The organism is Parafrigoribacterium soli (assembly GCF_040227235.1).
Lineage (GTDB): Bacteria > Actinomycetota > Actinomycetes > Actinomycetales > Microbacteriaceae > Parafrigoribacterium_A > Parafrigoribacterium_A soli.
Genome location: NZ_JBELNZ010000003.1, coordinates 63,719 through 87,939, shown reverse-complemented (window position 1 = coordinate 87,939; position 24,221 = coordinate 63,719). Strand labels below are relative to the sequence as shown.

Annotated in this window: 26 protein-coding genes; 22 read left to right on the top strand and 4 right to left on the bottom strand. The window is 67.3% G+C overall.

Features of this window, described 5'->3' with window-relative positions; translation table 11 throughout:
* Position 1: 1 nt before the first annotated feature.
* From ptsP to ligD, 11 genes are all read left to right on the top strand, one after another.
* Positions 2-1,678, top strand: a complete 1,677-nt coding sequence (gene ptsP / locus ABUA37_RS08615) for a phosphoenolpyruvate--protein phosphotransferase (protein ID WP_349898747.1) — start codon at positions 2-4, stop codon at positions 1,676-1,678.
* 35 nt (positions 1,679-1,713) lie between these two features.
* The gene (locus ABUA37_RS08610) at positions 1,714-3,216 is read left to right on the top strand and encodes a PTS mannitol transporter subunit IICB (protein WP_349898746.1); all 1,503 of its coding nucleotides are present in this window, start codon (positions 1,714-1,716) and stop codon (positions 3,214-3,216) included.
* Positions 3,217-3,255: 39 nt separating this feature from the next.
* Positions 3,256-3,693, top strand: coding sequence for a PTS sugar transporter subunit IIA (locus ABUA37_RS08605; protein ID WP_349898745.1), 438 nt, complete (start codon positions 3,256-3,258; stop codon positions 3,691-3,693).
* The gene (locus ABUA37_RS08600; RefSeq protein ID WP_349898744.1) at positions 3,693-4,838 is read left to right on the top strand and encodes a mannitol-1-phosphate 5-dehydrogenase; all 1,146 of its coding nucleotides are present in this window, start codon (positions 3,693-3,695) and stop codon (positions 4,836-4,838) included. The genes ABUA37_RS08605 and ABUA37_RS08600 overlap by 1 nt, the downstream gene beginning before the upstream one ends.
* 241 nt (positions 4,839-5,079) lie before the next feature.
* Positions 5,080-5,301, top strand: a complete 222-nt coding sequence (infA, locus tag ABUA37_RS08595; RefSeq protein WP_325516630.1) for a translation initiation factor IF-1 — start codon at positions 5,080-5,082, stop codon at positions 5,299-5,301.
* 92 nt (positions 5,302-5,393) lie between these two features.
* Positions 5,394-5,510 carry a 50S ribosomal protein L36 gene (gene rpmJ, locus ABUA37_RS08590; RefSeq protein WP_325516628.1) on the top strand — a complete coding sequence of 39 codons (117 nt, stop codon included), beginning with the start codon at positions 5,394-5,396 and terminating at the stop codon, positions 5,508-5,510.
* 201 nt (positions 5,511-5,711) lie between these two features.
* Positions 5,712-6,086, top strand: coding sequence for a 30S ribosomal protein S13 (gene rpsM, locus ABUA37_RS08585; RefSeq protein WP_349898743.1), 375 nt, complete (start codon positions 5,712-5,714; stop codon positions 6,084-6,086).
* A 48-nt stretch (positions 6,087-6,134) separates the two neighbouring features.
* A complete protein-coding gene (rpsK, locus tag ABUA37_RS08580) occupies positions 6,135-6,533 on the top strand; it encodes a 30S ribosomal protein S11 (protein ID WP_325516626.1) in 399 nt (132 codons plus the stop codon).
* A 177-nt stretch (positions 6,534-6,710) separates the two neighbouring features.
* Positions 6,711-7,706, top strand: a complete 996-nt coding sequence (locus ABUA37_RS08575; RefSeq protein WP_349898742.1) for a DNA-directed RNA polymerase subunit alpha — start codon at positions 6,711-6,713, stop codon at positions 7,704-7,706.
* Positions 7,707-7,754: 48 nt separating this feature from the next.
* The gene (gene rplQ / locus ABUA37_RS08570; protein WP_349898741.1) at positions 7,755-8,357 is read left to right on the top strand and encodes a 50S ribosomal protein L17; all 603 of its coding nucleotides are present in this window, start codon (positions 7,755-7,757) and stop codon (positions 8,355-8,357) included.
* A gap of 101 nt (positions 8,358-8,458) precedes the next feature.
* Positions 8,459-9,469, top strand: a complete 1,011-nt coding sequence (gene ligD / locus ABUA37_RS08565) for a non-homologous end-joining DNA ligase (RefSeq protein WP_349898740.1) — start codon at positions 8,459-8,461, stop codon at positions 9,467-9,469.
* A gap of 5 nt (positions 9,470-9,474) precedes the next feature.
* Here the strand turns inward: ligD and ABUA37_RS08560 are convergent, their stop codons facing one another.
* Complete coding sequence (locus ABUA37_RS08560) at positions 9,475-10,527, bottom strand: ATP-dependent DNA ligase (protein WP_349898739.1); 1,053 nt, start codon at positions 10,525-10,527, stop codon at positions 9,475-9,477.
* A gap of 63 nt (positions 10,528-10,590) precedes the next feature.
* Positions 10,591-12,516: an acyltransferase family protein gene (locus ABUA37_RS08555; RefSeq protein ID WP_349898738.1), complete on the bottom strand. Its 1,926-nt coding sequence runs from the start codon at positions 12,514-12,516 to the stop codon at positions 10,591-10,593.
* Between the two features lie 93 nt (positions 12,517-12,609).
* Between ABUA37_RS08555 and truA the strand changes: the two genes are divergently transcribed.
* From truA to glmM, 4 genes are all read left to right on the top strand, one after another.
* On the top strand, positions 12,610-13,554 hold the full coding sequence (gene truA / locus ABUA37_RS08550) for a tRNA pseudouridine(38-40) synthase TruA (protein WP_349898737.1): 945 nt from the start codon (positions 12,610-12,612) through the stop codon (positions 13,552-13,554).
* A gap of 143 nt (positions 13,555-13,697) precedes the next feature.
* Positions 13,698-14,144: a 50S ribosomal protein L13 gene (gene rplM / locus ABUA37_RS08545; protein WP_349898736.1), complete on the top strand. Its 447-nt coding sequence runs from the start codon at positions 13,698-13,700 to the stop codon at positions 14,142-14,144.
* A gap of 31 nt (positions 14,145-14,175) precedes the next feature.
* Positions 14,176-14,679, top strand: coding sequence for a 30S ribosomal protein S9 (gene rpsI / locus ABUA37_RS08540; protein WP_349898735.1), 504 nt, complete (start codon positions 14,176-14,178; stop codon positions 14,677-14,679).
* A gap of 28 nt (positions 14,680-14,707) precedes the next feature.
* The gene (gene glmM, locus ABUA37_RS08535) at positions 14,708-16,069 is read left to right on the top strand and encodes a phosphoglucosamine mutase (RefSeq protein ID WP_349898734.1); all 1,362 of its coding nucleotides are present in this window, start codon (positions 14,708-14,710) and stop codon (positions 16,067-16,069) included.
* Positions 16,070-16,186: 117 nt separating this feature from the next.
* Here glmM and coaA read toward each other — a convergent pair whose 3' ends face one another.
* Positions 16,187-17,143, bottom strand: a complete 957-nt coding sequence (gene coaA / locus ABUA37_RS08530; protein ID WP_349898733.1) for a type I pantothenate kinase — start codon at positions 17,141-17,143, stop codon at positions 16,187-16,189.
* Between the two features lie 63 nt (positions 17,144-17,206).
* Here coaA and glmS point away from each other — a divergent pair, with 63 nt between their 5' ends.
* Genes glmS through tsaE form a run of 4 tightly spaced genes read left to right on the top strand, consistent with a single transcriptional unit; the run spans position 17,207 to position 21,042 of the window.
* Positions 17,207-19,060: a glutamine--fructose-6-phosphate transaminase (isomerizing) gene (glmS, locus tag ABUA37_RS08525; RefSeq protein WP_349898732.1), complete on the top strand. Its 1,854-nt coding sequence runs from the start codon at positions 17,207-17,209 to the stop codon at positions 19,058-19,060.
* Positions 19,061-19,064: 4 nt separating this feature from the next.
* The gene (locus tag ABUA37_RS08520; RefSeq protein ID WP_349898731.1) at positions 19,065-19,436 is read left to right on the top strand and encodes a holo-ACP synthase; all 372 of its coding nucleotides are present in this window, start codon (positions 19,065-19,067) and stop codon (positions 19,434-19,436) included.
* A complete protein-coding gene (gene alr, locus ABUA37_RS08515; protein ID WP_349898730.1) occupies positions 19,433-20,551 on the top strand; it encodes an alanine racemase in 1,119 nt (372 codons plus the stop codon). Before ABUA37_RS08520 ends, alr begins: the two co-directional genes overlap by 4 nt.
* Positions 20,548-21,042, top strand: a complete 495-nt coding sequence (gene tsaE, locus ABUA37_RS08510) for a tRNA (adenosine(37)-N6)-threonylcarbamoyltransferase complex ATPase subunit type 1 TsaE (protein WP_349898729.1) — start codon at positions 20,548-20,550, stop codon at positions 21,040-21,042. Before alr ends, tsaE begins: the two co-directional genes overlap by 4 nt.
* Positions 21,043-21,060: 18 nt before the next feature.
* Here tsaE and ABUA37_RS08505 read toward each other — a convergent pair whose 3' ends face one another.
* On the bottom strand, positions 21,061-21,786 hold the full coding sequence (locus tag ABUA37_RS08505; RefSeq protein ID WP_349898728.1) for an AAA family ATPase: 726 nt from the start codon (positions 21,784-21,786) through the stop codon (positions 21,061-21,063).
* Positions 21,787-21,857: 71 nt separating this feature from the next.
* On the opposite strand from ABUA37_RS08505, the gene tsaB reads away from it, so the two are divergent.
* From tsaB to tsaD, 3 genes are read left to right on the top strand one after another with little or no spacing between them, the layout of a single operon-like run.
* On the top strand, positions 21,858-22,607 hold the full coding sequence (gene tsaB / locus ABUA37_RS08500; RefSeq protein ID WP_349898727.1) for a tRNA (adenosine(37)-N6)-threonylcarbamoyltransferase complex dimerization subunit type 1 TsaB: 750 nt from the start codon (positions 21,858-21,860) through the stop codon (positions 22,605-22,607).
* Entirely contained in the window at positions 22,604-23,092 is a 489-nt protein-coding gene (gene rimI, locus ABUA37_RS08495; protein WP_349898726.1) for a ribosomal protein S18-alanine N-acetyltransferase, read from the top strand. Before tsaB ends, rimI begins: the two co-directional genes overlap by 4 nt.
* Positions 23,089-24,132: a tRNA (adenosine(37)-N6)-threonylcarbamoyltransferase complex transferase subunit TsaD gene (gene tsaD, locus ABUA37_RS08490; RefSeq protein ID WP_349898725.1), complete on the top strand. Its 1,044-nt coding sequence runs from the start codon at positions 23,089-23,091 to the stop codon at positions 24,130-24,132. Before rimI ends, tsaD begins: the two co-directional genes overlap by 4 nt.
* The last annotated feature ends 89 nt before the right edge of the window (positions 24,133-24,221 follow it).

Below are 24,221 nucleotides of genomic sequence, written 5' to 3'. Positions count from 1 at the left end.
CATGGGAGACACAGTGCAGCTGCAGGGAGTCGGGATCGGTCGCGGACTCGCGATCGGCCCCGTTCTGCGGATGCCGGAACCGCTGCCGGAACCCGCCGACGTTCCGAGCACCCTCGGCGCCGATGCCGAGAAGGAGCGCGCGACCGCGGCCCTCGCTGAGGTGGCAGCCCTGATCCGGCTGCGCGGCGAGCGTGCCGGGGGTACCGCCAAGGACGTACTCGATGCGCAGGCGCTCATGGCCGAGGACCCGACGCTCAGCGACGACATCGCGACGCGCATCGCGGCGGGTAAGACCGCGGAGCGCGCCACTTTCGAAGCCTTCGCGAGCTTCCGTGACCTGCTGAGCAGCATGGGCGGTTACATGGGGGAGCGGGCGAGCGACCTCGACGACGTGTCGCAGCGCGTTGTCGCCCAGCTCAGGGGTGTGCCGGCGCCCGGCGTGCCCGACCCCGACTATCCCTTCGTGCTCGTCGCGCGCGACCTCGCACCCGCCGACACCGCGCTGCTCGACCTCGACAAGATCATCGCCCTCGTGACCAGCGACGGCGGACCGACCTCGCACACCGCCATCCTCGCGCGCGAAAAGTCGATCGTGGCCATCGTCGGTGCCGTCGACGCACTCTCGGTCGATGACGGCACCGTCGTAATCGTGGATGCCACGGCCGGCCTCGTCACGGTCGACCCGGACGAGAAGACCCTGGCCGAGACGCGCGATCGCATCACCGAACGCGCAGCTGAGGTGGCCGTTCCGGTCGGGCCGGGTGCGCTCGCCGATGGCACGCCGATTCCGCTGTTGGCCAACCTCGGCTCTGCGAAGGGAACCGCAGAGGCGATCGAACTCGGCGCGGAGGGCGTTGGTCTGTTCCGCACCGAGTTCCTCTTCCTCGACGCCACGACCGCACCGACGGTGGCCGAGCAGCAGGAGCACTACACCAAGCTGCTCGCAGCGTTCCCGGGCCGCAAGGTCGTCGTGCGAGCCCTCGATGCCGGCGCCGACAAGCCACTGAGTTTCCTCAACGCGGCGCAGGAAGAGAACCCCGCGCTCGGACTGCGCGGGCTGCGGGCGCTCCGGGCGAACGAGCAGATCCTGCGCGATCAGCTCAGCGCTCTCGCCGCGGCCGACGCCGCGACGGAGGCGGAGCTCTGGGTCATGGCACCGATGGTCTCCACCGTGGAGGAGGCGCACTACTTCACCACTCTCGCGAGGGAGGCCGGAGTGACCACCGCCGGGGTGATGGTCGAGGTGCCCTCGTCCGCGTTGCTCGCGGACCGCATCCTCGCCGAAGCGGATTTTGCCAGCATCGGCACGAATGACCTCACTCAGTACACGCTCGCGGCAGACCGCCTGCTCGGCTCGGTCTCCGCGTTCCAGGACCCGTGGCATCCGGCCGTACTGCGCCTCGTCGGCGAGGTCGGCCGCGCGGGAGCGACCCTCGGCAAGCCTGTGGGCATCTGCGGCGAGGCTGCGGCCGATCCGTTGCTCGCCGTCGTGCTCGTCGGGCTGGGGGCGACATCACTCTCGATGTCGCCCGCAGCCCTCGCCGGAGTGCGCGCGGAGCTTCGCCGTTTCACGCTTGTGCAAGCACAGGAGTTCGCCGAGATTGCACTCTCGGCGAGCAGCGCTACCGAGGCCCGCTCCGCGGTACTCGCAGCGAGTTCGTCCAATCCCAACCCATAACCCGATCACAACAACACAGAAAATGGAGTGAAACCATGACGACGACGTCAAACCTACCGGCAGAGAAGACCGGTGGCGGCGCACGGGTCCGCGTGCAGCGCTTCGGTACCTTCCTCAGCGGCATGATCATGCCGAACCTCGCGGCGTTCATCGCGTGGGGCATCATCACGGCGCTGTTCATCAAGACCGGATGGGCGCCAAACGGCCTTCTGGGAGGCTTCACCGATGACCCCAAGGCCGTCGCCCCCACGGGCCTCGTCGGCCCGATGATCACCTACCTCCTGCCGCTCCTGATCGCCAACACCGGTGGCCGCATGGTCTACGGCGTTCGCGGGGGCGTGGTGGCGTCGATCGCAACGATGGGTGTCATCGTCGGCAGCCCGGTTCCGATGTTCATCGGTGCGATGATCGTCGGTCCGCTTGCGGCCTGGCTGACCAAGCAGATGGACAAGCTGTGGGCGGGCAAGATCCGCGCCGGCTTCGAGATGCTCGTCGACAACTTCTCCGCGGGCATCCTCGCCTTCGGACTGGCGCTCGGCGCGTTCTTCGGAATCGCCCCGGTGGTCACGGGCCTCAGCAACGTGCTGGGAGCGGCGGTCGAGTTCCTCGTGCACAACGGCCTGCTTCCGCTCGCGAGCATCTTCATCGAGCCGGGCAAGGTGCTGTTCCTGAACAACGCCATCAACCACGGCATCCTGACCCCGCTCGGAATCGAGCAGTCCAAGGCGACCGGAAAGTCGATCCTGTTCCTGCTCGAGGCGAACCCCGGACCCGGCGTGGGCATCCTGCTCGCGTTCATGTTCTTCGGTGTCGGTATCTCGAAGGCCAGCGCACCGGGCGCGATCATCATCCAGTTCCTCGGTGGTATTCACGAGATTTACTTCCCGTACGTGCTGATGAAGCCGATGCTGATCTTCGCCGCGATCGGTGGAGGCATGACCGGTGTCGCGATCAACGCCGCCTTCCGCACCGGACTGGTTGCACCCGCATCGCCGGGAAGCATCTTCGCGATCCTCTTCCAGACCTCGAGGGACAGCTACCTCGGCGTCATCCTGTCGGTCGTCGGTGCGGCACTCGTCTCGTTCCTGATCTCTGCGCTCATCCTCAGGGCCTCGCGCAAGCGTGACCTCGAGGCGCTCGCTGCGGGAGACGACGCGCTTGCCGCGGCCGTCGCCAAGAACGAGATGAACAAGGGTGGCGACAGCCGCGTCGGCAACCTGCTCGGCGTTCAGAGCGAGAGCGGTGTGGCAACGGCGACGAAGATCGAGAACATCGTCTTCGCCTGTGACGCCGGGATGGGATCGAGCGCCATGGGTGCGACCGTTCTGCGCAACAAGATCAAGAAGGCCGGCATCGAAGGGGTGACGGTGACGAATAAGTCGATCGCGAACCTCGACGGCAGCGAAGACCTGATCGTCACGCAGAACACGCTCACCGATCGGGCGAGGCAGAAGAATCCGAACGCCGTTCACGTCTCCGTCGACAACTTCATGGCAAGCCCGAAGTACGACGACGTGGTCGAAATGGCGCGACACTAGGTAGAACGAGCGGACGCCAGGAAGAAGTAGAGGGACATCATGAGCCAGAACGTACTGGAGCCAGAGCAGATCAAGGCTGCGGGATCGGCGAGCACGAAGGAGGATGCGATCCGGGAGGCCGGCGCGATCCTCCTGAAGGCTGGCGCCGTCACCGCGGAGTACGTCGACTACATGATGCAGCGGGAGGCGCTGACCTCCACCTACATGGGCAACTTCCTGGCGATCCCGCACGGCACGAACGAGGGCAAGGACACGATCCTCGCATCCGCGCTCTCGTTCGTGCGCTACACCGAGCCAATTGACTGGGACGGCAACGAGGTGCGTTTCGTCGTCGGCATCGCAGGCAAGGACAACGGCCACATGGAGATCCTGTCGAAGATCGCCCTCATCTTCAGCGATGAGGACGAGGTGCAGAAGCTTCTGGATGCCCCGGGCGAAGCAGCGATTCTGGCGATCCTCGACGAGGTGAACAACTGATGAAAGCTGTGCACTTCGGCGCGGGTAACATCGGCCGTGGCTTCATCGGACTCGTGCTGCACGACGCCGGGTACGAGGTGGTCTTCGCCGACGTGGATGCGGCCGTCATCGACGCGCTGGCGAGCACGCCGAGCTATGAGGTGCACGAGGTGGGCAATAACCCGCGCACGCGCACCGTGAGCAACTACCGGGCTCTCAACAGCGGCACCAACGAGGCGGATGTCGTGGCCGAGATCGCCACGGCCGACATCGTCACCACGGCGGTCGGCCCCAGCATCCTTCGCTTCGTCGCTCCGCTCATCGCGGCCGGAATCGCCGAGCGCGACGCCTCGTTGCCCGCACTGCAGGTGATGGCCTGCGAGAACGCCATCAGCGCGACCGATCTGCTGCGAGCCGAGGTGCAGAAGTCGCTGGAGACGAGCGGGCGCACCGTGCTCATCGACGACGCGATCTTCGCCAACACTGCGGTCGATCGGATCGTCCCCGCGCAGGACCGCGGAGACGGCCTCGACGTGACCGTCGAGGAGTTCTTCGAGTGGGCGATCGAGAGCGGCCCGTTCGGCGGCGCCCTGCCGGTGATCCCCGACGCGCACTTCGTCGACGATCTCGCACCGTACATCGAGCGCAAGCTCTTCACGGTGAACACCGGCCACGCAACGCTCGCGTATCACGGCTTCCTGCACGGGGCAGCGACCATCGCGGAGGCCATGCGCATCCCGGAGGTGCTCACCGAGGTGCAGGCCGTGCTCAGTGAGACCAAGGAACTGCTCGTCGCCAAGCACGAGTTCGAGTCCGAGGTGCAGCAGGCCTACATCCGCAAGAACCTCGCTCGCTTCGCCAATCCCTACCTGCCAGACACCCCGGAGCGGGTCGGTCGCTCGCCGCTGAGAAAGCTGAGCAGGCACGAGCGATTCATCCGCCCCGCACTGGGCCTCGCAGAGCAGGGAGTTCATCCAGCCGCCCTGTTGCGTGCAATCGGCGCCGCGCTGCGCTTCGACATGCCGGGCGATGCGGAGAGCGTCTCGATGCTGCACCAGCTCGGCACGCTCAGCGCGGAGGTCTTCACCACCCAGGTGACCGGTCTCGAACCCGGGGACGCCATCTACGCGGACGTCGTCGCCGTTGTGAGAGACGCACAATCCTGACGGCGAAGGACGCGGGCTTTCAGCCTTCGGCGAAGCGCCGCGCGATTATAGATGCGGGCTTGGCGAAATAGCGCGTCATCCCATAGGATTGATCCTTGGTGTCTGCGGTCTGCATTTGTCATGCCGCCATTTCCCGGATCAGGTAGTTCGATCAGCAATCATCGACTCGCGATTGTCGGGATGACTGACGCCGCAATCCAACGCACGACCAGTATTCACAACTTTTAGCGACGAAGAGGCTATGGCCAACAAAGACGGTGTCATCGAGATCGAGGGCGCAGTAGTCGAAGCTCTGCCCAACGCGATGTTCCGCGTTGAGCTGACCAACGGCCACCGCGTGCTTGCCCACATTTCGGGCAAAATGCGTCAGCACTACATCCGCATCCTCCCTGAGGACCGCGTGATCGTGGAGCTGAGCCCCTACGACTTGACCCGGGGCCGCATCGTCTACCGCTACAAGTAGTGACGTGAACGGATGCGCCCCGCGCATCCGGCTGGAAAGTAACGGCCCGTGGCACTCCACGGGTACGAAGACAGTGAGTAAGAGGAAACACAATGAAGGTCAACCCCAGCGTCAAGCCCATCTGCGAGCACTGCAAGGTGATCCGTCGCAACGGCAACGTCATGGTCATCTGCAAGTCCAACCCGCGTCACAAGCAGCGCCAGGGCTAAGTCGTACCGCTGGTCGAGCCTGTCGAGACCTCACAGCGAGTTACGCTCCGTGAGATTTCGACAGGCTCAATCCGCGGGCCACCACAACTGAATACGAATAAATAGCAGCACCAGAACTCGCACAAGCGGGGGACACCATCGGTTGGAGGCCGGTGTACAGGTTCCGCTACAGACCTCCACTCATATCCAGGAGAAGCCACCATGGCACGTCTAGCCGGCGTTGACATTCCGCGCGATAAGCGCGTTGAAGTCGCACTGACCTACATCTACGGAGTTGGCCGCACGAGGGCGCTGAAGACCCTCGCCGACACCGACATCAGCGGAGAGATCCGCGTCAAGGACCTCAGCGATGACCAACTCATCGCTCTTCGCGACTACATCGAAGGCAACTTCAAGGTAGAAGGTGACCTTCGTCGTGAGGTCGCAGCGGACATCCGCCGCAAGGTCGAGATCGGAAGCTACCAGGGCATCCGTCACCGCAAGGGGCTGCCCGTGCACGGCCAGCGCACCAAGACCAACGCTCGCACCCGTAAGGGCCCGAAGCGCACCGTAGCCGGCAAGAAGAAGGCCCGATAGGCGCTGGGTAACTCCCACCGTCATCGCCATAATTTTTAGGAGAATACATTGGCAGCACCTAAGTCGGCCGCTCGCAAGCCGCGTCGCAAAGAGAAGAAGAACATCGCCGTGGGCCAGGCCCACATCAAGTCGACGTTCAACAACACCATCGTCACCATCACCGACCCGACCGGCGCCGTTCTGAGCTGGTCGTCGTCAGGCGTCGTGGGCTTCAAGGGTTCGCGCAAGTCGACCCCCTACGCCGCGCAGATGTCGGCAGAGTCGGCCGCTCGCCAGGCGCAGGAGCACGGCATGAAGAAGGTCGACGTCTTCGTCAAGGGACCGGGCTCGGGGCGCGAGACTGCGATCCGTTCGCTTCAGGCCGCCGGCCTGGAGGTCGGCTCGATCACCGACGTGACGCCCCAGGCTCACAACGGATGCCGTCCGCCGAAGCGCCGCCGCGTCTAATTTCGTCCGCCTATTGAGCCCGTCGAAATCCGCCCGCGATCAGTCGTCGGCGAGGTCTCGACAAGCTCGACCGGCGTACTGATTCGCCCGCGACCTGGTCCGGAACTTTTCACAACTCAATAGTTTGAACTCCCCACAAGTGTCATATAGCGGACACTTTGCCGAAAGGAAACAACAGTGCTCATTGCACAACGTCCCACTCTGACCGAAGAGAACATCTCCGAGTTCCGTTCGCGGTTCATCATCGAGCCGCTTGAGCCCGGATTCGGTTACACCCTCGGCAACTCGCTCCGCCGTACCCTGCTCTCCTCGATCCCGGGTGCCGCCGTGACGAGCATCCGCATCGACGGCGTGCTGCACGAGTTCAGCACCGTGCCCGGCGTGAAGGAAGATGTCACCGAGATCATCCTGAACATCAAGGGCCTCGTCGTCTCGAGCGAGCACGACGAGCCGATCACCGCGTACCTGCGCAAGACGGGTGCCGGCCAGGTGACCGCCGCGGACATCTCCGCTCCCGCCGGTGTCGAGATCCACAACCCCGAGCTGCTCATCGCCACGCTGAACGACAAGGCGAAGTTCGAGCTCGAGCTGACCATCGAGCGTGGCCGTGGCTACGTCTCGGCGTCGCAGAACCGCAGCGAGTTCAGCGAGGCGGGCCAGGTTCCGATCGACTCGATCTACTCGCCCGTGCTCAAGGTGACCTACCGCGTCGAGGCGACTCGTGCCGGTGAGCGCACCGACTTCGACCGCCTGGTCGTGGATGTCGAGACCAAGTCGGCGATCACCCCGCGTGACGCCATCGCATCCGCCGGTCGCACCCTGACCGAGCTGTTCGGCCTGGCACGCGAGTTGAACTCCGCTGCCGAGGGCATCGAGATCGGCCCGGCTCCCGTCGACGCCGTGCTCTCGAGCGAGCTCAGCATGCCGATCGAAGACCTCGACCTCTCGGTGCGCAGCTACAACTGCCTCAAGCGCGAGGGCATCAACACCGTGAGCGAACTGGTCGCCCTGTCGGAGACGCAGCTCATGAACATCCGCAACTTCGGTCAGAAGTCGGTGGATGAGGTCAAGGACAAGCTCGTGGAGATGGGCCTCTCACTCAAGGACACCGTTCCTGGGTTTGACGGCGCGCACTTCTACAGCGGGTACGACGACGCCGACGAGAACAACTAGGGCTCGTCGATCTCGACGCCCACGACCATCTGATTCTGGAGAAAAACCATGCCAACGCCAACCAAGGGTCCGCGCCTCGGTGGAGGTCCGGCTCACGAGCGCCTGATGCTCGCGAACCTCGCCGCCGCGCTGTTCACCCACAAGAGCATCAAGACGACGGAGACGAAGGCCAAGCGCCTGCGTCCGGTCGCCGAGCGGCTCATCACCTTTGCCAAGCGCGGAGACCTGCACGCTCGTCGTCGCGTTCTCGGCGTGATTGGTGACAAGACCGTCGTGCACGAGCTGTTCACGCAGATCGCACCCCTCGTCGCCGAGCGCGACGGCGGCTACACCCGGATCACCAAGCTCGGCTTCCGCAAGGGAGACAACGCATCCATGGTGCAGATCGAGCTCGTTCTCGAGCCCGTGAACGCCAAGCCGAAGCGCCGTCCTGAGTCTGCCGAAGGGGCCAAGGCCGAGAAGCCCGCCAAGGCTGCTCCGGTCGAGGAGGCTCCCGCTGAGGACGCTGCCGCGGAGGTCGTCGCTGACGAGACTCCCGAGACCGCCACTCCCGCCGAGGACGTCGTCGAGACGCCGGAGCAGGCCGAGGCGATCGACGCCGAGACCGCAGAGGTCACGGCTCAGGAGACTCCCGCCGAGGACGCCAAGTAGCGCTCAGCACAGTCTGTACAGGAAGGGCCCCGCTCATCGAGTGGGGCCCTTCCTGCGTTCACGCTCGGCGAAATCGGAGCAGCAGCGGGTAGCGTTGACGGATGGCAGACGACGCGGTTGTGCTGACGGTGGGCGAGCGTGAGGTGCGGATCTCGCATCCGGAGCGGGTGCTCTGGCCGGAGCCCGGACTGACGAAGCTCGATCTGGCCCAGTACCTCATCGACGTGGGCGATGCGTTCATCGCCGCGAATGGCGACCGACCGGTCTCGCTGCAGAGGTTCCCGGGCGGCATCGACGGCGAACAGTTCTTCTCCAAGAACCCGCCGAAGGGCGCACCGAAGTACGTGCGGTCGGTGACCGTCGTCTACCCGAGCGCCCGCTCGCATCCGCAGCTCGTTCTCGACGAACCCGCCGCCGCGGTCTGGGCCGCGCAGATGAACACGGTGGTCTTCCACCCCTGGCCCTCGCGCGCCGAGAACTCCGACAATCCGGACCAGCTGCGCATCGACCTCGATCCGCAGCCCGGCACCGACTTCGACGACGCGATCCCCGCGGCGCTCGAGCTGCGCACGGTGCTCGCCGAGGCGGGCCTCACCGCTTTTGTCAAGACATCCGGCAACCGCGGCCTGCACGTGTTCGCGCCGATCGAGGCGACCCACGAGTTCCAGGATGTTCGGCACGCCGTGATCGCAGCAGCTCGCGAACTAGAACGACGGATGCCGAAGAAGGTCACGACGGCGTGGTGGAAGGAGGAGCGTGGCGAGCGCGTCTTCGTCGACTTCAACCAGGCGAACCGCGACCGCACGATGGCGGGCGCGTACAGCCCGCGAGCCCTCGCACACGCCCCGGTATCCACCCCGCTCGAGTGGGACGAACTGGAGGGCGCCGACCCGCGCGAGTTCACCGTCGTCACCGTGCCGAAGCGGCTCAAGGCGACGGGCGACCCATGGGCCAACTTCGGCGCCGAGCCCGGCACGATCGACACTCTGCTCGAGTGGTGGCAGCGCGACCTCGCGAACGGCCTCGGCGAATTACCGTTCCCGCCCGACTATCCGAAGATGCCTGGAGAGCCGCCGCGCGTGCAGCCGAGCCGAGCCCGCAAGCCCGACTGATTGTTCTAGAGCAGCACGCGGTCGAGGTCGTAGGCGATCGGCTTCTCGAGCTGCTCGAAGGTGCAGGATCGCGCGTCGCGGTCCGGCCGCCAGCGAAAGAACTGCGCCGTGTGCCGAAAGCGTGAGCCCTCCATCTGGTCGTAGCGCACCTCCGCCACCAGAGTCGGTGTGAGTCGAACGTACGAGACATCCTTGCTTCCGGAGAAGCGGCTGCGCTCGGTCTCGCCCCTGACCGGTTCGCCGGACTCGTCTCGCACCACGAGGCGCTCGAGCTCGTCGATCAGCTCAAGCCGTCGCGCATCCGAGAACGCGGATGCCCCACCGACGTTCTGCAGTTCCCCGTCGGCGTTGTAGAGGCCGAGCAGCAGCGAGCCGACGCCTGCGCCGCTCTTGTGGATGCGGTACCCGACCACCACGACATCCGCGGTGCGATGATGCTTGGTCTTGAGCATCGTGCGCTTGCCCTCGGCGTAGCTCGCGTCGAGCGGCTTGGACACGACGCCATCGAGGCCGGCCCCCTCGAAGTCCACCAGCCACTGCTTCGCGAGTTCGACATCCCGACTCGTCTGCGTGATGTACAGCGGAGCGCCCACGCCCGCCATGAGCTCCTCCAGCGCGGCCCGTCGCTGTTCGAACGGCGTGGACAGTAGCGATTCGTCGCCGCGCGCGAGCAGGTCGAAGGCGACGAACGCCGCCGGCGTCTCGGTAGAGAGGCGCGTGATGCGGCTCTCGGCCGGGTGGATGCGCTGGCTCAGAGCCTCCCAGTCGAGGCGCTCGTGACCTGCGGCGCCCGTGCGAACGATGATCTCGCCGTCGAGCACGCAGGGTTCGGGCAGAAGCCGGGAACAGGCATCCACGAGCTCGGGAAAGTAGCGGGTGAGCATCTTCGCACCCCGGCTGCCGATCTGCACGTCGTCGCCGTTGACGTAGATGATGGCGCGGAAGCCGTCCCACTTGGGCTCGTAGGCGAGCCCGCCCTCGACCGAGTCCGGCGCGGGCACCGTATCGATCGCCTTGGCGAGCATGGGTGAGATCGAACCGGGGGCTGGCGTTGTCATCCTTCGATCTTTGTCGCTCGCGCTGCGCGCGTCGAGGGGTGGCGCAACGGCCACCGACCGTGCTCAGAGCGGGGTCGGTGCGAGGCCGTAGTCGTTCGGTCCGAGCAGGGGTGGCAGTTCGGCGAGACGCTGGAGCGCATCCTTGATGACACCCGCGTAGATCTCGCCGCCGCGACTGCCGGGATGGATCTGGTCGCGGGCGAGCAGGTTCAACTGCCCGGAGATGGCGTCGCGCCAATTGGCGAGCTCGACGTCGCGATACTGCTGTGCGTAGCGAGAGAGCGTTGCGTCGACGCCGTCCGTCCAGCCGCGCGGTGCCTGGACGTTGACGAGTACGAGCTGCGCGCTCTGGCCGATCATCGAGCGCGCGGCGTCCAGGGAGCTTCGATCGATCGGTCCGTTCGTGCCGAGCCCGACAATGATGATCGGGCGCAGCGAACCCGCGGCCTTCATGCCCTCGATGATAGAGGGCAGCTGCGACATCTGCCGCGACACGACGGCGTCGATCCGGATGCCCGGGAAGGTCTGCTGCAGCCCGCCGGCCGAGGCGAGCATGACCGAGTCGCCGATCGCTGTGATCTGGTCGCCCCCGGGGAGGGGCGCCGGAGCGTTCGGCGTGGGTGTCGGCACGGGCTCGGACCGCTTCTGGTCGATCGCGTGCTGCCCGCGCGCGATCTGCACCTCCGCATCGCTCTGCCCCGGGTCGCCGCTCAGCGCGGTCGCGGTGCCGACGCCCGCACCGGCGATGACGAGAACGGTCGCGAGAATGCCCGCGGCCCGCGCCAGGCGTGGCCGCGCCGCACTCGGCCATCCGGTGAACACCGTCGTGAACGTCGCGCGGAAGCCCCGACGGCGAATCGGCTGCTCGACGAAACGATAGGAGAGCGCGGCCGCGACCGTGGTGATGGCGAGCGCGATGCCGCCGAGCGCCCAGCCGGCTGCGCCGAGCCGCGGCCAGCGCGGCAGTGCGGCGACGACGAGCACGAACACCGGCCAGTGCCAGAGGTAGAGGCCGTACGACCTCTCGCCGATCCAGCGCAGCGGCGGCAGGTCGAGCGCGCGGCCGAGCCAGGACCCGGGCACGAAGGCACCCGTGATGGTCACGAGGGTGAGCACGGCGACGACCGCAAGACCGCCCTGGTACACGAGCGGGGCATCCGCGGGCATGAGGATGGCGGCCGCCGTGAGGCCGGCCAGTCCGAGCATGCCGAGCGTGGGTAGCAGCCATCGTGACGTGTGCGACCACCACAGCGGCAGTGACGACCACCGCTGGCTGAGCACCGCGAGAACGGCACCGGCCGCGAGCCCGAAGCTGTGGGTGTCTGTGCCGTAGTACACGCGAGTGGCGTCGGCACCCGGCAGGTAGACGAGCGCCATCCCGAGGGCCGAGGCGGCTCCGAGTGCCCCTACGATGGCGAGCCTCAGCCACCGCTTCTTCACGAGCACCAATGCCAGGATCGCGAGCGGCCAGACGAGGTAGAACTGCTCCTCGACGGCGAGCGACCAGAGGTTGCGGAACAGTTCGGGGGCGGTGTCGTCGAAGTAGCTTCTGTGCCCCGCGATGGCCAGCCAGTTGCTGCTGAAGGTGGCTGCACCGAGCACCTGCCGCCCGAGGTCGACCAGCACGTTGCCGCCGATCGCCCATGCCGCTGAGCAGCAGGCGAGTACGAGCACGGCAAGCGCGGGCAGCAACCTGCGCGCGCGCCTGCGCCAGAAATAACCGAGACGGATGGTGCCGGTCGAGGCCTTCTCGCGCAGCAGCAGGGCCGTGATGAGGAAGCCGCTGATGACGAAGAAGACGTCGACACCGAGGTAGCCGCCCACGACCTCGCCGGGGGTGAGGTGGTACAGGATGACCACCAGCACCGCGAACGCCCGGAGCCCATCGAGGCCGGCGATTCGCGTCCCGGCGATGCCGCGATCGGTCGGCGCCGGAGCCGCCGGTGCCGTGGATGCGGTGCCTGATGCGGCGCGAGAGGGAGTTTTCATGGGAGGACCAACGTCCATGCTGACTTCCCCCGTCCCCAAGGTCAACTCGACGACCCGGTACCTGAGAGGGCGCTGTGGCCTACTGTTTAACCCGTGGCCGATCGCGCAGGAGAACTCATCGAATCGGCTGATCTGACCGCCGCGCCCGTCCGCATCCGACTCGATATCGCCTACGAGGGAACGCACTTTCTCGGTTGGGCTAAGCAGCCGGGGCTCCGCACTGTGCAGGGTGAACTTGAGGCCGCGCTCGCGACCGTCTTCGGTCGATTCGGCCCAGCGCCGACGCTCACCGTCGCTGGTCGCACGGATGCCGGCGTGCACGCACTCGACCAGGTCGCGCACCTTGACCTCACGAGCGCCCAGTTCGAGAGTCTCGTGCGGTCTGACCGTGGCGGTGCCAAGGGCAAGGCCGCCAGACCGGATGGCCCCGCCGCACTCCAGCGCCGCCTCAACGGAATCGCCGGGCTCAACAGCGACGTCTACGTCACTCGCGCATCCGTCGCCCCGCCGGGATTCGACGCGCGCTTCTCCGCGGTGTGGCGCCGCTACGAATACCGCGTCTCCGACACGAGCGGGCCCCGAAATCCGCTCGAGCGCAACCGCACCCTGTGGTATCCGGCAGAGCTCGATCTCGAGCTCATGCGCGCGGCGGCGGGCTCACTGCTCGGCCTGCACGACTGGGCGTCGTACTGCAAGCCGCGCGTCGGGGCGACGACCATCCGCACGCTTCAGGAATTCGACTGGATGCGCGGGGCCGATGGCGTGCTCGTCGCGCAGGTGAAGGCCGACGCGTTCTGCCACAGCATGGTGCGCGCGCTCGTCGGCGCGACGCTTGCGGTGGGGGAGGGCAAGCTCTCGCCCGAGCGGCTCGTCTTGCTTCGCGACGAACTTACGCGCACGAGCGAGTTCAAGGTCGTGCCCGCGAAGGGACTCACCCTGGTCGAACTCGGCTACCCCGCGGATGCCGAACTAGCCGCCCGCGCGGAACAGACGCGGGCACGACGCACGGGTTTGACCCTGCCAGCCATCGTCGGCTAATCTTGACCCTTGGTGCCTGCGCTTTCCTGGCGCGTCACCCGAACTTGAGCCCTCCATCGATGGGGTTCCGCGACACTCTTCGCGGAACACGCAACGGAGTGGGATTCACGATCACCTCATGTCGACAAGAAAGCAGCACTACTGTGACGCGCACCTTTTCTCCGAAGCCCGATGATGTCCAGCGTGACTGGCTCATCATCGACGCAACCGACGTCGTTCTCGGCCGTCTGGCGAGCCACGCGGCGACCCTGCTCCGCGGCAAGCACAAGGCAACCTTTGCTCCGCACATGGACATGGGCGACTTCGTCATCATCATCAACGCCGAGAAGATTGCCCTGACCGGCGCCAAGCTCACGCAGAAGAGGGCGTACCGCCACTCGGGTTACCCGGGCGGCATCAGCTCCGAGACCTACGTCGAAATGCTCGAGAAGCACCCGGCCCGCGCGGTCGAGAAGGCCGTGCGCGGCATGCTCCCCAAGAATTCGATCGGCCGCGCCCAGCTCACCAAGCTCAAGGTCTACGCAGGCGCAGAGCACCCTCACGCTGCACAGCAGCCCAAGACCTACACCCTCGGCCAGGTCGCGCAGTAGCGCGCCAAGAACTCAAAAGGATTTCCAGATAATGGCGAAGATCGCAGATTCACTCGAGGGCGCTGGCTCCATCGACACCGAGACCGGCAGCTACTCGACCGAGACGCCGGCCGAGGCCGCCGTCAAGGCTCCGCGCGCGGTGCTCAACGTTCCCGGTGCGGCCGTCGGCCGTCGCAAGCAGGCCATCGCTCGCGTGCGCATCACCCCGGGCTCCGGCAACTTCACGGTCAACGGCCGTGAGCTCGCCGAGTACTTCCCCAATAAGCTGCACCAGCAGCTCATCAACGACCCGTTCAAGGTGCTCGACCTGCTCGGCAGCTACGACGTCATCGCTCGCATCACCGGCGGTGGCCCCTCCGGCCAGGCCGGCGCGCTGCGCCTCGGCATTGCTCGCTCGCTCAACCAGATCGACGAGGAGAACAACCGTTCCTCGCTCAAGAAGGCCGGCTTCCTCAGCCGCGACGCGCGAGTGAAGGAACGCAAGAAGGCCGGACTCAAGAAGGCTCGCAAGGCTCCGCAGTTCTCGAAGCGTTAATTCGGCGTCGTAGCTGGCAGCAGCTGACATGCCGCGTCTTTTCGGAACGGATGGCGTTCGCGGACTCGCGAACCACGACCTGACGGTCGAGCTTTCGCTCGGTCTCGCGCAGGCCGCGGCCGTCGTGCTCGGCAAGGGCAGGGTGGCCGACGGCCGACGCGCGTCCGGGCGTCGTCCGGTCGCGGTCGTCGCTCGCGATCCACGAGTGTCGGGGGAGTTCATCTCCTCCGCGGTCGCGGCGGGGCTGGCGAGTTCCGGCGTCGACATCTACGACGCCGGCGTCATCCCGACACCGGCGCTTGCCTTCCTCGTGGGTGACTTCAAGGCCGACTTCGGCGTGATGATCTCGGCGTCGCACAATCCGGCGCCAGACAACGGCATCAAGTTCTTCGCCGTCGGTGGCACCAAGCTGCCGGATGTGGTCGAAGACCGCATCGAGGCGGCGCTGGGCGAGCCGAAGCTGGCGCCCACGGGCGTGGAGGTCGGACGCATCCGCCGGTTCGCGGACGCGGAAGATCGCTACACGCTGCACCTCGTCTCGACCCTCCCGCATCGTCTCGATGGACTCCATGTGGTGCTCGACTGTGCGCACGGCGCGGCCTCGGGCGTCTCACCCGAGGTGTTCAGCCTCGCGGGTGCCAAGGTCACCGTACTGGGCGCCGAACCGGACGGCTACAACATCAACGACGGCGTCGGCTCCACGCACCTCGACCAGCTCGCCGCGGCCGTCGTTGAGCACGGTGCAGACCTCGGCATCGCGCACGACGGCGACGCCGACCGGTGTCTCGCGGTCGACCACCTCGGCCGCGTCGTTGACGGCGACCAGATCATGGCCGTGCTCGCGCTCGCAATGAAAGAGCGCGGCACACTCACCGACAACACGCTCGTCGCCACGGTGATGAGCAACCTCGGGTTGCGCGTCGCCATGGAGCAGCACGGCATCACCGTGCTGCAGACCGCCGTGGGCGACCGCTACGTGCTCGAGGCGCTCAACGAGAAGCGGCTCGCCCTCGGCGGTGAGCAGTCGGGTCACGTGATCATGAGCGAGTTCGCGACCACCGGCGACGGCATTCTCACGGGCCTCCACCTCGCCTCCGAGATGGCGCGCACGGGAAAGTCGCTCGCCGAGCTCGCCTCGGTGATGACGGTGTACCCGCAGATCCTGGTGAACGTGCGCGGTGTCGACCGCAGCAGGGTGCACACGGATGAGACGGTGGAGGCTGCGGTGAAGGCGGCGGAAGCAGAGCTCGGCGACACCGGGCGCGTGCTGCTGCGGGCATCCGGAACCGAGCCGCTCGTGCGCGTGATGGTCGAGGCTGCAGACCAGGACACCGCGGACCGGCTGGCGCACTCGCTCGCCGCGGTCGTGCGCGGGCAGCTCGCGCTGTAGAGCTGCCCGTTCCCTGAGCCTGGGCCCCCACCGGTACGGCCGCCCGGTTCTCCGAATCGTTCGGAACCGGCGGTGTGGGCCCAGGCTCAGCGACTGGGGAGGCTCAGCGACCGCCTGCTAGAGCTTGCGCAGCAGGACGCTGCTGACCGTGTGGTCGGCGTCCTTGCGCAGCACGAGGTCGGCGCGCGACCGGGTCGGCAGCACGTTCTGCAGCAGGTTGGGCTCGTTGATGCGATGCCAGATGTCGCGGGCCTTGGCCCTGGCCTCCGCTTCGTTGAGGGAGGCGTAGCGGTGAAAGTACGACTTGGGGTTGGCGAACGCACCGCGCTGCAACTTGAGGAAGCGTTCCTCGTACCAGTTGGCGACATCCGCGGTTCTGGCGTCGACATAGATCGTGAAGTCGAAGAGGTCGCTGACAGCGAGCCCGCGTCCGTCGGTGGGCGGCTGCAGCACGTTGAGCCCCTCGACAATGAGCACGTCTGGCCGACGCACGACGATCTCCGCGTCCTTGACGATGTCGTAGCTGAGGTGCGAATAGAACGGGGCGCGCACCTCCTCGGCGCCGCTCTTCACCTCGCTGACGAAACGCAGGAGGGCGCGACGATCGTAGGACTCCGGAAATCCCTTGCGCTCCATGAGCTCGCGGCGCTGGAGTTCGGCATTCGGGAGCAGGAATCCGTCGGTCGTGACGAGCTCGACCCGGGGGGTGTCGTCCCAGCGGGCGAGGAGTTCCCGCAGCAGGCGTGCAACGGTGGACTTGCCGACCGCCACGGAGCCCGCGACACCGATGACGAAGGGCGTGCCGGATGACTGCTGCCCGAGAAACTCGCTCGTCGCGCGATGAAGCCTGCGGGCGCCAGCCGCGTAGAGGTTCAGGAGCCGGCTCAGCGGCATGTAGACCTCGGTGACCTCGCGCAGATCGAGTCGGTCACCAAGACCCTGGATGCCAATGATCTCGGTGGGCGTGAGGGGCAGCGCGGCCGTCGGCGCGAGTTCCGCCCAGCGTGCGCGATCGATCTCGACGAACGGGGTGGTGTGCCCGTTGCCCGCAGCATTCGCCCCACGCTCAGACATAGGTCACCAGCGTAGTGCGTGCTCGCAGCCTCGCCGCACGCTCGCCCCGTAGAATCTTGTTCCATGTGTGGAATCGTGGGCTACGTCGGAACCAACAGAAGCGTCGAGGTGCTCCTGGGCGGGTTACGCCGGCTCGAATACCGCGGTTACGACTCCGCCGGCATCGCCGTCATCGACGACGAGGGCGGCCTGCACACGCGCAAGCGTGCAGGCAAGCTTCACGTGCTCACCGACGATCTTGCGGCATCCCCGATCGTCGAGGGCGGCACGGGAATCGGGCACACCCGCTGGGCGACGCACGGCGGACCGAACGACCAGAACGCGCATCCGCACCTCGGCGACAACGGCAAGCTCGCGCTCATCCACAACGGCATCATCGAGAACTTCGCCGAGCTCAAGGCCGAACTGCTCGCCGCGCACCCCGACACCGTGTTCACGAGCGAGACCGACACCGAGGTCGCGGCCCTGCTCGTCGGCCTCGAATACCAGAAGACGGGCGACCTGTCGGAGGCCCTGCGCAACGTCGTCGGCCGACTGCACGGCGCATTCACCCTGCTCGTGCTGCACAAGGACCAGCCCGGTGTGGTGGTCGGCGCACGCCGCAATTCACCGCTCGTGATCGGGCTCGGCGACGGCGAGAACTTCCTCGGCTCGGATGTCGCGGCCTTCGTCGAGCACACCCGCCGCGGCGTGGCGATCGGCCAGGACCAGATCGTGACCATCACCGCGGATGCCGTGACCGTCACCGACTTCGACGGCGTGCCCGTCGTCGCAGAAGAGTTCACCGTGGACTGGGATGCCGCCGCCGCCGAGAAGGGCGGCTGGTCGAGCTTCATGGCGAAGGAGATCAGCGAGGAGCCCGAGGCTATCGCGAAGACGTTGCTCGGCCGGGTCGTGGACGGCGCCGTGACGCTGAGCGAACTCGACGGCCTCGACGACGCGCTGCGCGAGATCGACCGGGTCGTCATCCTGGGCTGTGGAACCGCCGCATACTCCGGCATGCTCGGCAAGTACGCCATCGAGAAGTGGGCACGGATTCCCGTGGAGGTCGAGCTCTCGCACGAGTTCCGCTACCGCGACCCCGTGATCGACGCGCGCACCCTCGTCGTCTCGATCAGCCAGTCGGGCGAGACCATGGACACGTTGATGGCGGTCAAGTACGCCATTGACGGCGGTGCGCGCACGCTCTCGATCTGCAACACGCAGGGTGCGACGATCGCCCGTGAGTCCGATGCCGTCATCTACACGCACGCGGGGCCCGAAGTCGCCGTGGCCTCCACCAAGGCGTTCGTCGCCCAGGTAGCCGCGTTGTACCTGCTCGGCCTGCACTTGGCGAGCGTGCGCGGCACGCTTTCGGCGGGCGAGATCTCGGGTCTGGCCGGCGAGCTGCAGGCCCTGCCCGCGCAGCTCGAGACGGTGCTCGAGCAGCACGACGCCATCAAGCAACTCGCGGGGTGGATGACCGACGCGCGCTCGGTGCTCTTCCTCGGTCGCCACGCGGGCTATCCGGTTGCGCTCGAGGGGGCCCTGAAGCTCAAGGAACTCGCGTACATCCACGCCGAGGGCTTCGCCGCCGGCGAGTTGAAGCACGGCCCGATCGCGCTGATCGAGCCCGGTCAGCCCGTGTTCGTCATCGTGCCGAGCCCGCGAGCCACCGACTCCCTGCACAAGAAGGTCGTCTCGAACATCCAGGAGATTCGTGCTCGTGGTGCTCGCGTGCTCGCGATCGCAGAGCAGGGAGACGTCGCGGTGCTGCCATACGCCGACGAGGTGATCGTGATCCCGCTCGCCTCCACCCTGTTCGAACCACTGCTTGCTGTGGCGCCGCTGCAGATCTTCGCGATGGAGCTCGCGGCGGCCAAGGGCCTCGATGTTGACCAGCCGCGCAATCTGGCCAAGTCCGTGACCGTGGAGTAACGCGGTGATCGTCGGCATCGGGGTTGACGTGGTGGACATCGCCAGGTTCGAGCGAGCCGCCGACCGCACGCCCAAGCTCCTCCCGCGCCTGTTCGCTGAGAGCGAACGGATGGATGGCGATCGTGAGCGTCCGTTGCGTTCACTGGCCGCGCGCTTCGGCGCGAAGGAGGCCCTCATCAAGGCGCTCGGAAGCGCCGCCGGGGTGCACTGGCACGACATCCAGGTGGTCTCGGACGGACAGCGAAACCCGTCGTTTTCGATCACGGGCGAGCTCGCGGATGTGGTGGCCGAGCGCGGAATCACGACCATGCACCTGTCGATGAGCCACGATGCCGGAGTGGCGATCGCCTACGTGATCGCGGAGAGCCTGCCGTGACGGGCGAGCAACGCCCGTTCCGCGAGGCGCTCGTTGACCTCGGCGCCATCGCTCACAACGTTCGGTTGTTGCGGGAGGCCGCCGGTGGAGCGATCGTCATGGCCGTGGTCAAGTCGAACGGCTACGGACACGGAGCGGTGCGCGTTGCGCGCGCCGCGCTCGACAGCGGTGCGGAGTGGCTCGGCGTCGCCGACCTCACGGAGGCGGGCGAGCTTCGCGACGCCGGCATCGACGCCCCGCTGCTCGCCTGGCTGCACCCTCCCGGGCAGGACTTCGAGGGCGCGGTCGCCGCGGGAATCGATATCGGTGTCAGCTATCGTGAGCAGCTTGACCGGGTGGCCGCGACATCCGGCATCGCCTCGGTTCATCTCAAGGTCGACACCGGCCTGAGCCGCAACGGCGCGGACCGGCCGCAGTGGCGAGAGCTGTTCGAGGCCGCGGCGGATCACGAACGGCGCGGCCGGCTGCGGGTGCGAGGCATCTGGAGTCACCTCGCGAACGCGGGTGAGGCCGAGGATCGTGCGCAGGTCGAGGCCTTCGAGCAGGCGATCGAGCTCGCCCGGGACGCCGGCCTCACGCCTGAGCTCCTGCACATCGCGTCGACCGCGGCGACGCTTCGACGGCCCGAGGCACGCTTCTCGATGGTGCGACTCGGCATCGGGATGTACGGACTGTCACCCTTCGACGACGTCACCTCGGTGGCGCTCGGCCTTCGCCCCGCGATGCAACTGACCGCTCAGATCGCCGCGGTCAAGCACGTTCCGGCCGGTTCGGGCATCTCCTATGACTACGCCTATCGCACCGCGGTCGACAGTACTCTCGCGCTCGTGCCGATCGGCTACGGTGACGGGATTCCGCGCTCGGCATCCGGCAGCGCGCCCGTGTTGATCAATGGCAGCACCTACCGCGTCGCTGGTCGCATCGCGATGGACCAGTTCGTGCTCGACCTAGGCTCCGACGCGGATGTCGTGGCCATGGGCGACCGCGCCGTGCTGTTCGGCGACCCGGCCACCGGCGTGCCGAGCGTGGACGACTGGGCGGCCGCCGCGGGCACCATCAACCACGAGATCGTGTGCAGGCTCGGCAGGCGCATCGAGCGCAGGTACCGCTCATGACCACGATGACGATCGCCACGCCGGAAGACATGGCGGTGCTCGGGGCGCGCATTGCGGCCGAACTGCGCGCCGGTGACCTGGTCGCGCTCAACGGAGAGCTCGGCGCCGGCAAGACGACGCTCACCCGCGGTCTCGGAGCCGCGCTCGGCGTGCGCGGCACGGTGACGAGTCCCACCTTCGTGCTTGCGCGCACCCACCAGCGCGACTCCGGGGAGCCACCTCTCGTGCACGTCGACGCGTACCGGCTGTCGAGCCCCGCGGAACTGGACGATCTCGACATCGACTATGCGGCATCCATCGTCGTCGTGGAATGGGCGGCCGGGATGCTCGACGGACTCACCGAGGACTGGCTCGAGCTGTCGATAGCGCGGCCGACCGGCGGCGACGCCCCGGCCGAGTTTGACGAAGCGGATGACGATGTGCCGGAGCCGCGGGAGGTCACGATCACCGCTCACGGTGCTCGCTGGGCGGGCGTCTCCTTCGCATCCTGACGCAGGCCCCGGCTCTCTCTAACGCTCTCCGCCGCGGATGTGCCGCTGCGGGGCGGCAAGGAACGAGCGCCAGCTCATCACGAGTTCCGATTCCGTCCACGGCGTCGGGCGGAACCCCCAGTCGCCGACCTCGAGAATGGTCGCGCCGGGCAGCGCGGCGAGCACCGGCGAATGGGTCGACATGATCACCTGCGAGCGGCCGTCTTCGAGAGCCTCGGCGAGCATCCGCACCAGCCGCAGGCATCCGTTGAACGACAGCGCAGCCTCGGGCTCATCGAGCACCCAGAACCCCACACCCCGGAACTTCGACTCGACGAGCGACAGAAATGATTCGCCGTGCGAAAGCTCGTGGAAGACGGGCTCCGGCCCCTGCCCCGGGTTCTGCTCCAGATAGGTGAAGAGACCGTGGGCGGTCTCGCCTCGCAGGAAGTACCCGCGGCGCGTGGCGCCGGCATTGCGCACGAGGGTCACGTGCTCCCGCAACTCCGACTCGCTCGGCCGGGTGGACAGGCGCGCGCCCGTCGAGCCTCCCTCCGGCGAGAGACCGAAGGCACCCGCGATGGCCTCGACGAGCGTCGACTTTCCCGATCCGTTCTCCCCGACGAGAATCGTCGCCTGGCCGAGTTCGAGACCGTCGTCGAGAAGCTGGCGAACCGCCGGGATCGTGCAGGGCCACCTCGAGCGGTCGAGCTCGGACCCCGGCGGGCACGTCACCTCGCGGATCGGGAAGAGGTCGTCGCGCATGCTGCCATCCTCGCAGCACCTTCCGACGCCGGGCGACAGCGGCGACCGGCGCGAGCGGGGATACTTGAGGGGTGCTTCTCGCGATCGATACCTCGGCTGGAACGAGTGTCGCCGTCGTCGACCGTGAGCGCGGCGTGCTCGCCGAACGGGGAGAAGCCGACACGCGCCGGCATGCCGAAGTCATTGGCGAGTTGATCGCCGAGTGCCTGAGAGAGGCGGATGTCCCGGTAACCGCCCTATCCGGTGTAGCCGTGGGCATGGGGCCAGGTCCGTTCACAGGACTGCGGGTCGGCATCGCGGCTGCGCAGGCCTTCGCGCTCGGCGCGGGTAAGCCCGTCGTGCGGATCGTGAGCCACGACGCGATCGCCTTCGAGCGCTACGCCGCCGGGGACAGCGGTCCCCTGCTTGTCGTGACGGATGCGCGTCGCAGGGAGGTCTACTGGTCCACGTACAGCGGCGCCGACGAGCTCGGGCTGCCGGTGCGGGCGTCGGGGCCGGGACTCGCGCGCCCCGAGAACCTCGCGACCGAGGTGCCGGGGTTCGAGAGTTACCGCGGGGCCGGCGACGCCGCTTCGCTCCCCACCGGCACGGCCGCCCGATTCTCCGAATCGTTCGGAACCGGCGCTGTGAGCCCAGGCTCAGCGACCGCGGCCCATTCGTTCCCTGAGCTTGTCGAAGGGAACCTGGTCTCCGCGGCATCCCTCGGTCTGCTCGCCGAGGCCATGTACCTGCACGGCCGCCCGTTCGCCGGCAAAGATGCGCTTTACCTGCGCTCGCCCGACGTCACCCTCTCCGCGGGCCCGAAGCGGGTGACCGGATGACCTGGCAGCTGCGACGCGCAACGCCCGCCGATCTCGACGCGATCATGCTGCTCGAGACGAGCATCTTCACCACGGATGCCTGGTCGCCCGAAAGCATGCGCTCCGAGCTTGCGAGCGCCCACACCTACTATCTCGTCGCCGAGCGGCTGGACGATGCGAACATCGTCGGCTACGCCGGACTGCTCGCCCCGCGAGGCGCTCACGACGGCGAGATCCAGACGATCGCCGTGGCGGAATCCGCGAGGCGAGGCGGCCTCGGTCGCACGTTCATCCGGTCTCTCGTCGCGGAGGCGCGGACGCGCGGGGCCAGCCGGGTGTTCCTCGAGGTGCGCGCCGATAACGCCGGCGCCCAGCGGCTCTACGAGAGCCTCGGCTTCGCTGCCATCGCCGAGCGGCCCGGCTACTACCAACCAGACAATGTGGACGCCATCGTGATGAAACTCGACATTCCCGAACCCGTGTTGCGGCCCGCGGTGGGCGCATGAGTGCGCTCGTGCTCGGCATCGAGACGAGCTGCGACGAGACCGGAGTGGGCATCGTGCTGGGGCGCGAGTTGCTCGCGAATGTCATCGCGTCATCCATGGAGGAACACGCTCGCTATGGCGGCGTGGTTCCTGAGATCGCCGCCCGGGCCCACCTCGAGGCGCTGACGCCGACGCTCGAGGCTGCGCTCGCCGAGGCGGGCGTGACACTGCAGCAGCTCGACGCGATCGCCGTGACGAGCGGGCCCGGTCTCTCTGGCGCGCTCATGGTGGGTGTTGGCGCTGCGAAGGCGCTCGCCGTGGCACTCGACAAGCCTCTCTACGCCGTGAATCACCTCGTCGGCCACGTCGGCGCGGACGTGCTCTCGACGGCCGGCCCGATCGAGTATCCGACGGTCGCGCTCCTCGTCTCCGGCGGTCACACCTCGCTGCTTCTCGTGCGCGACCTCGTCTCCGACGTCGAACTGCTCGGCGAGACCATCGATGACGCGGCGGGCGAGGCCTTCGACAAGGTCGCGAGACTGCTTGGGCTGCCCTACCCCGGCGGACCGCAGATCGATCGCGCGGCGGTCGGCGGCGACCCCGCCGCCATCCGTTTCCCACGCGGGCTCTCAAAGCCCAAGGACCTCGCCGAACACCGCTACGACTTCTCGTTCTCGGGCCTGAAGACGGCGGTTGCCAGGTACGTCGAGAAGCTGCGCGACGCGGGCGAAGAAGTGCCCATGGCGGATGTCGCGGCCGGCTTCCGCGAGGCCGTCGCCGACGTGCTCCTCAGCAAGGCTCTCGCGGCCTGCGCCGACCTCGGGGTGCCGCGCCTGCTGCTCGGCGGCGGAGTCATTGCCAACGCCCGACTGCGCCAGCTGGCCGAAGAGCGGTGCGCCGCCGCGGGCGTCGACCTGCGCATCCCGCCGCTGTCGCTGTGCACCGACAATGGCGCAATGATTGCGGCGCTCGCCGCCCAACTCGTGGAGGCGGGGTACCCGCCGTCCGCGCTCGACTTCCCGGCCGACTCCACCCTCCCGGTGACCGCAATTCAGGCCTGAACGGCCTTTCGACACAGGCCGCGGGTGGATTGACACCCCTTCGGGTGGCTGTCACTATTGCATCGCCGAATGTATGTTCCCTACGATCC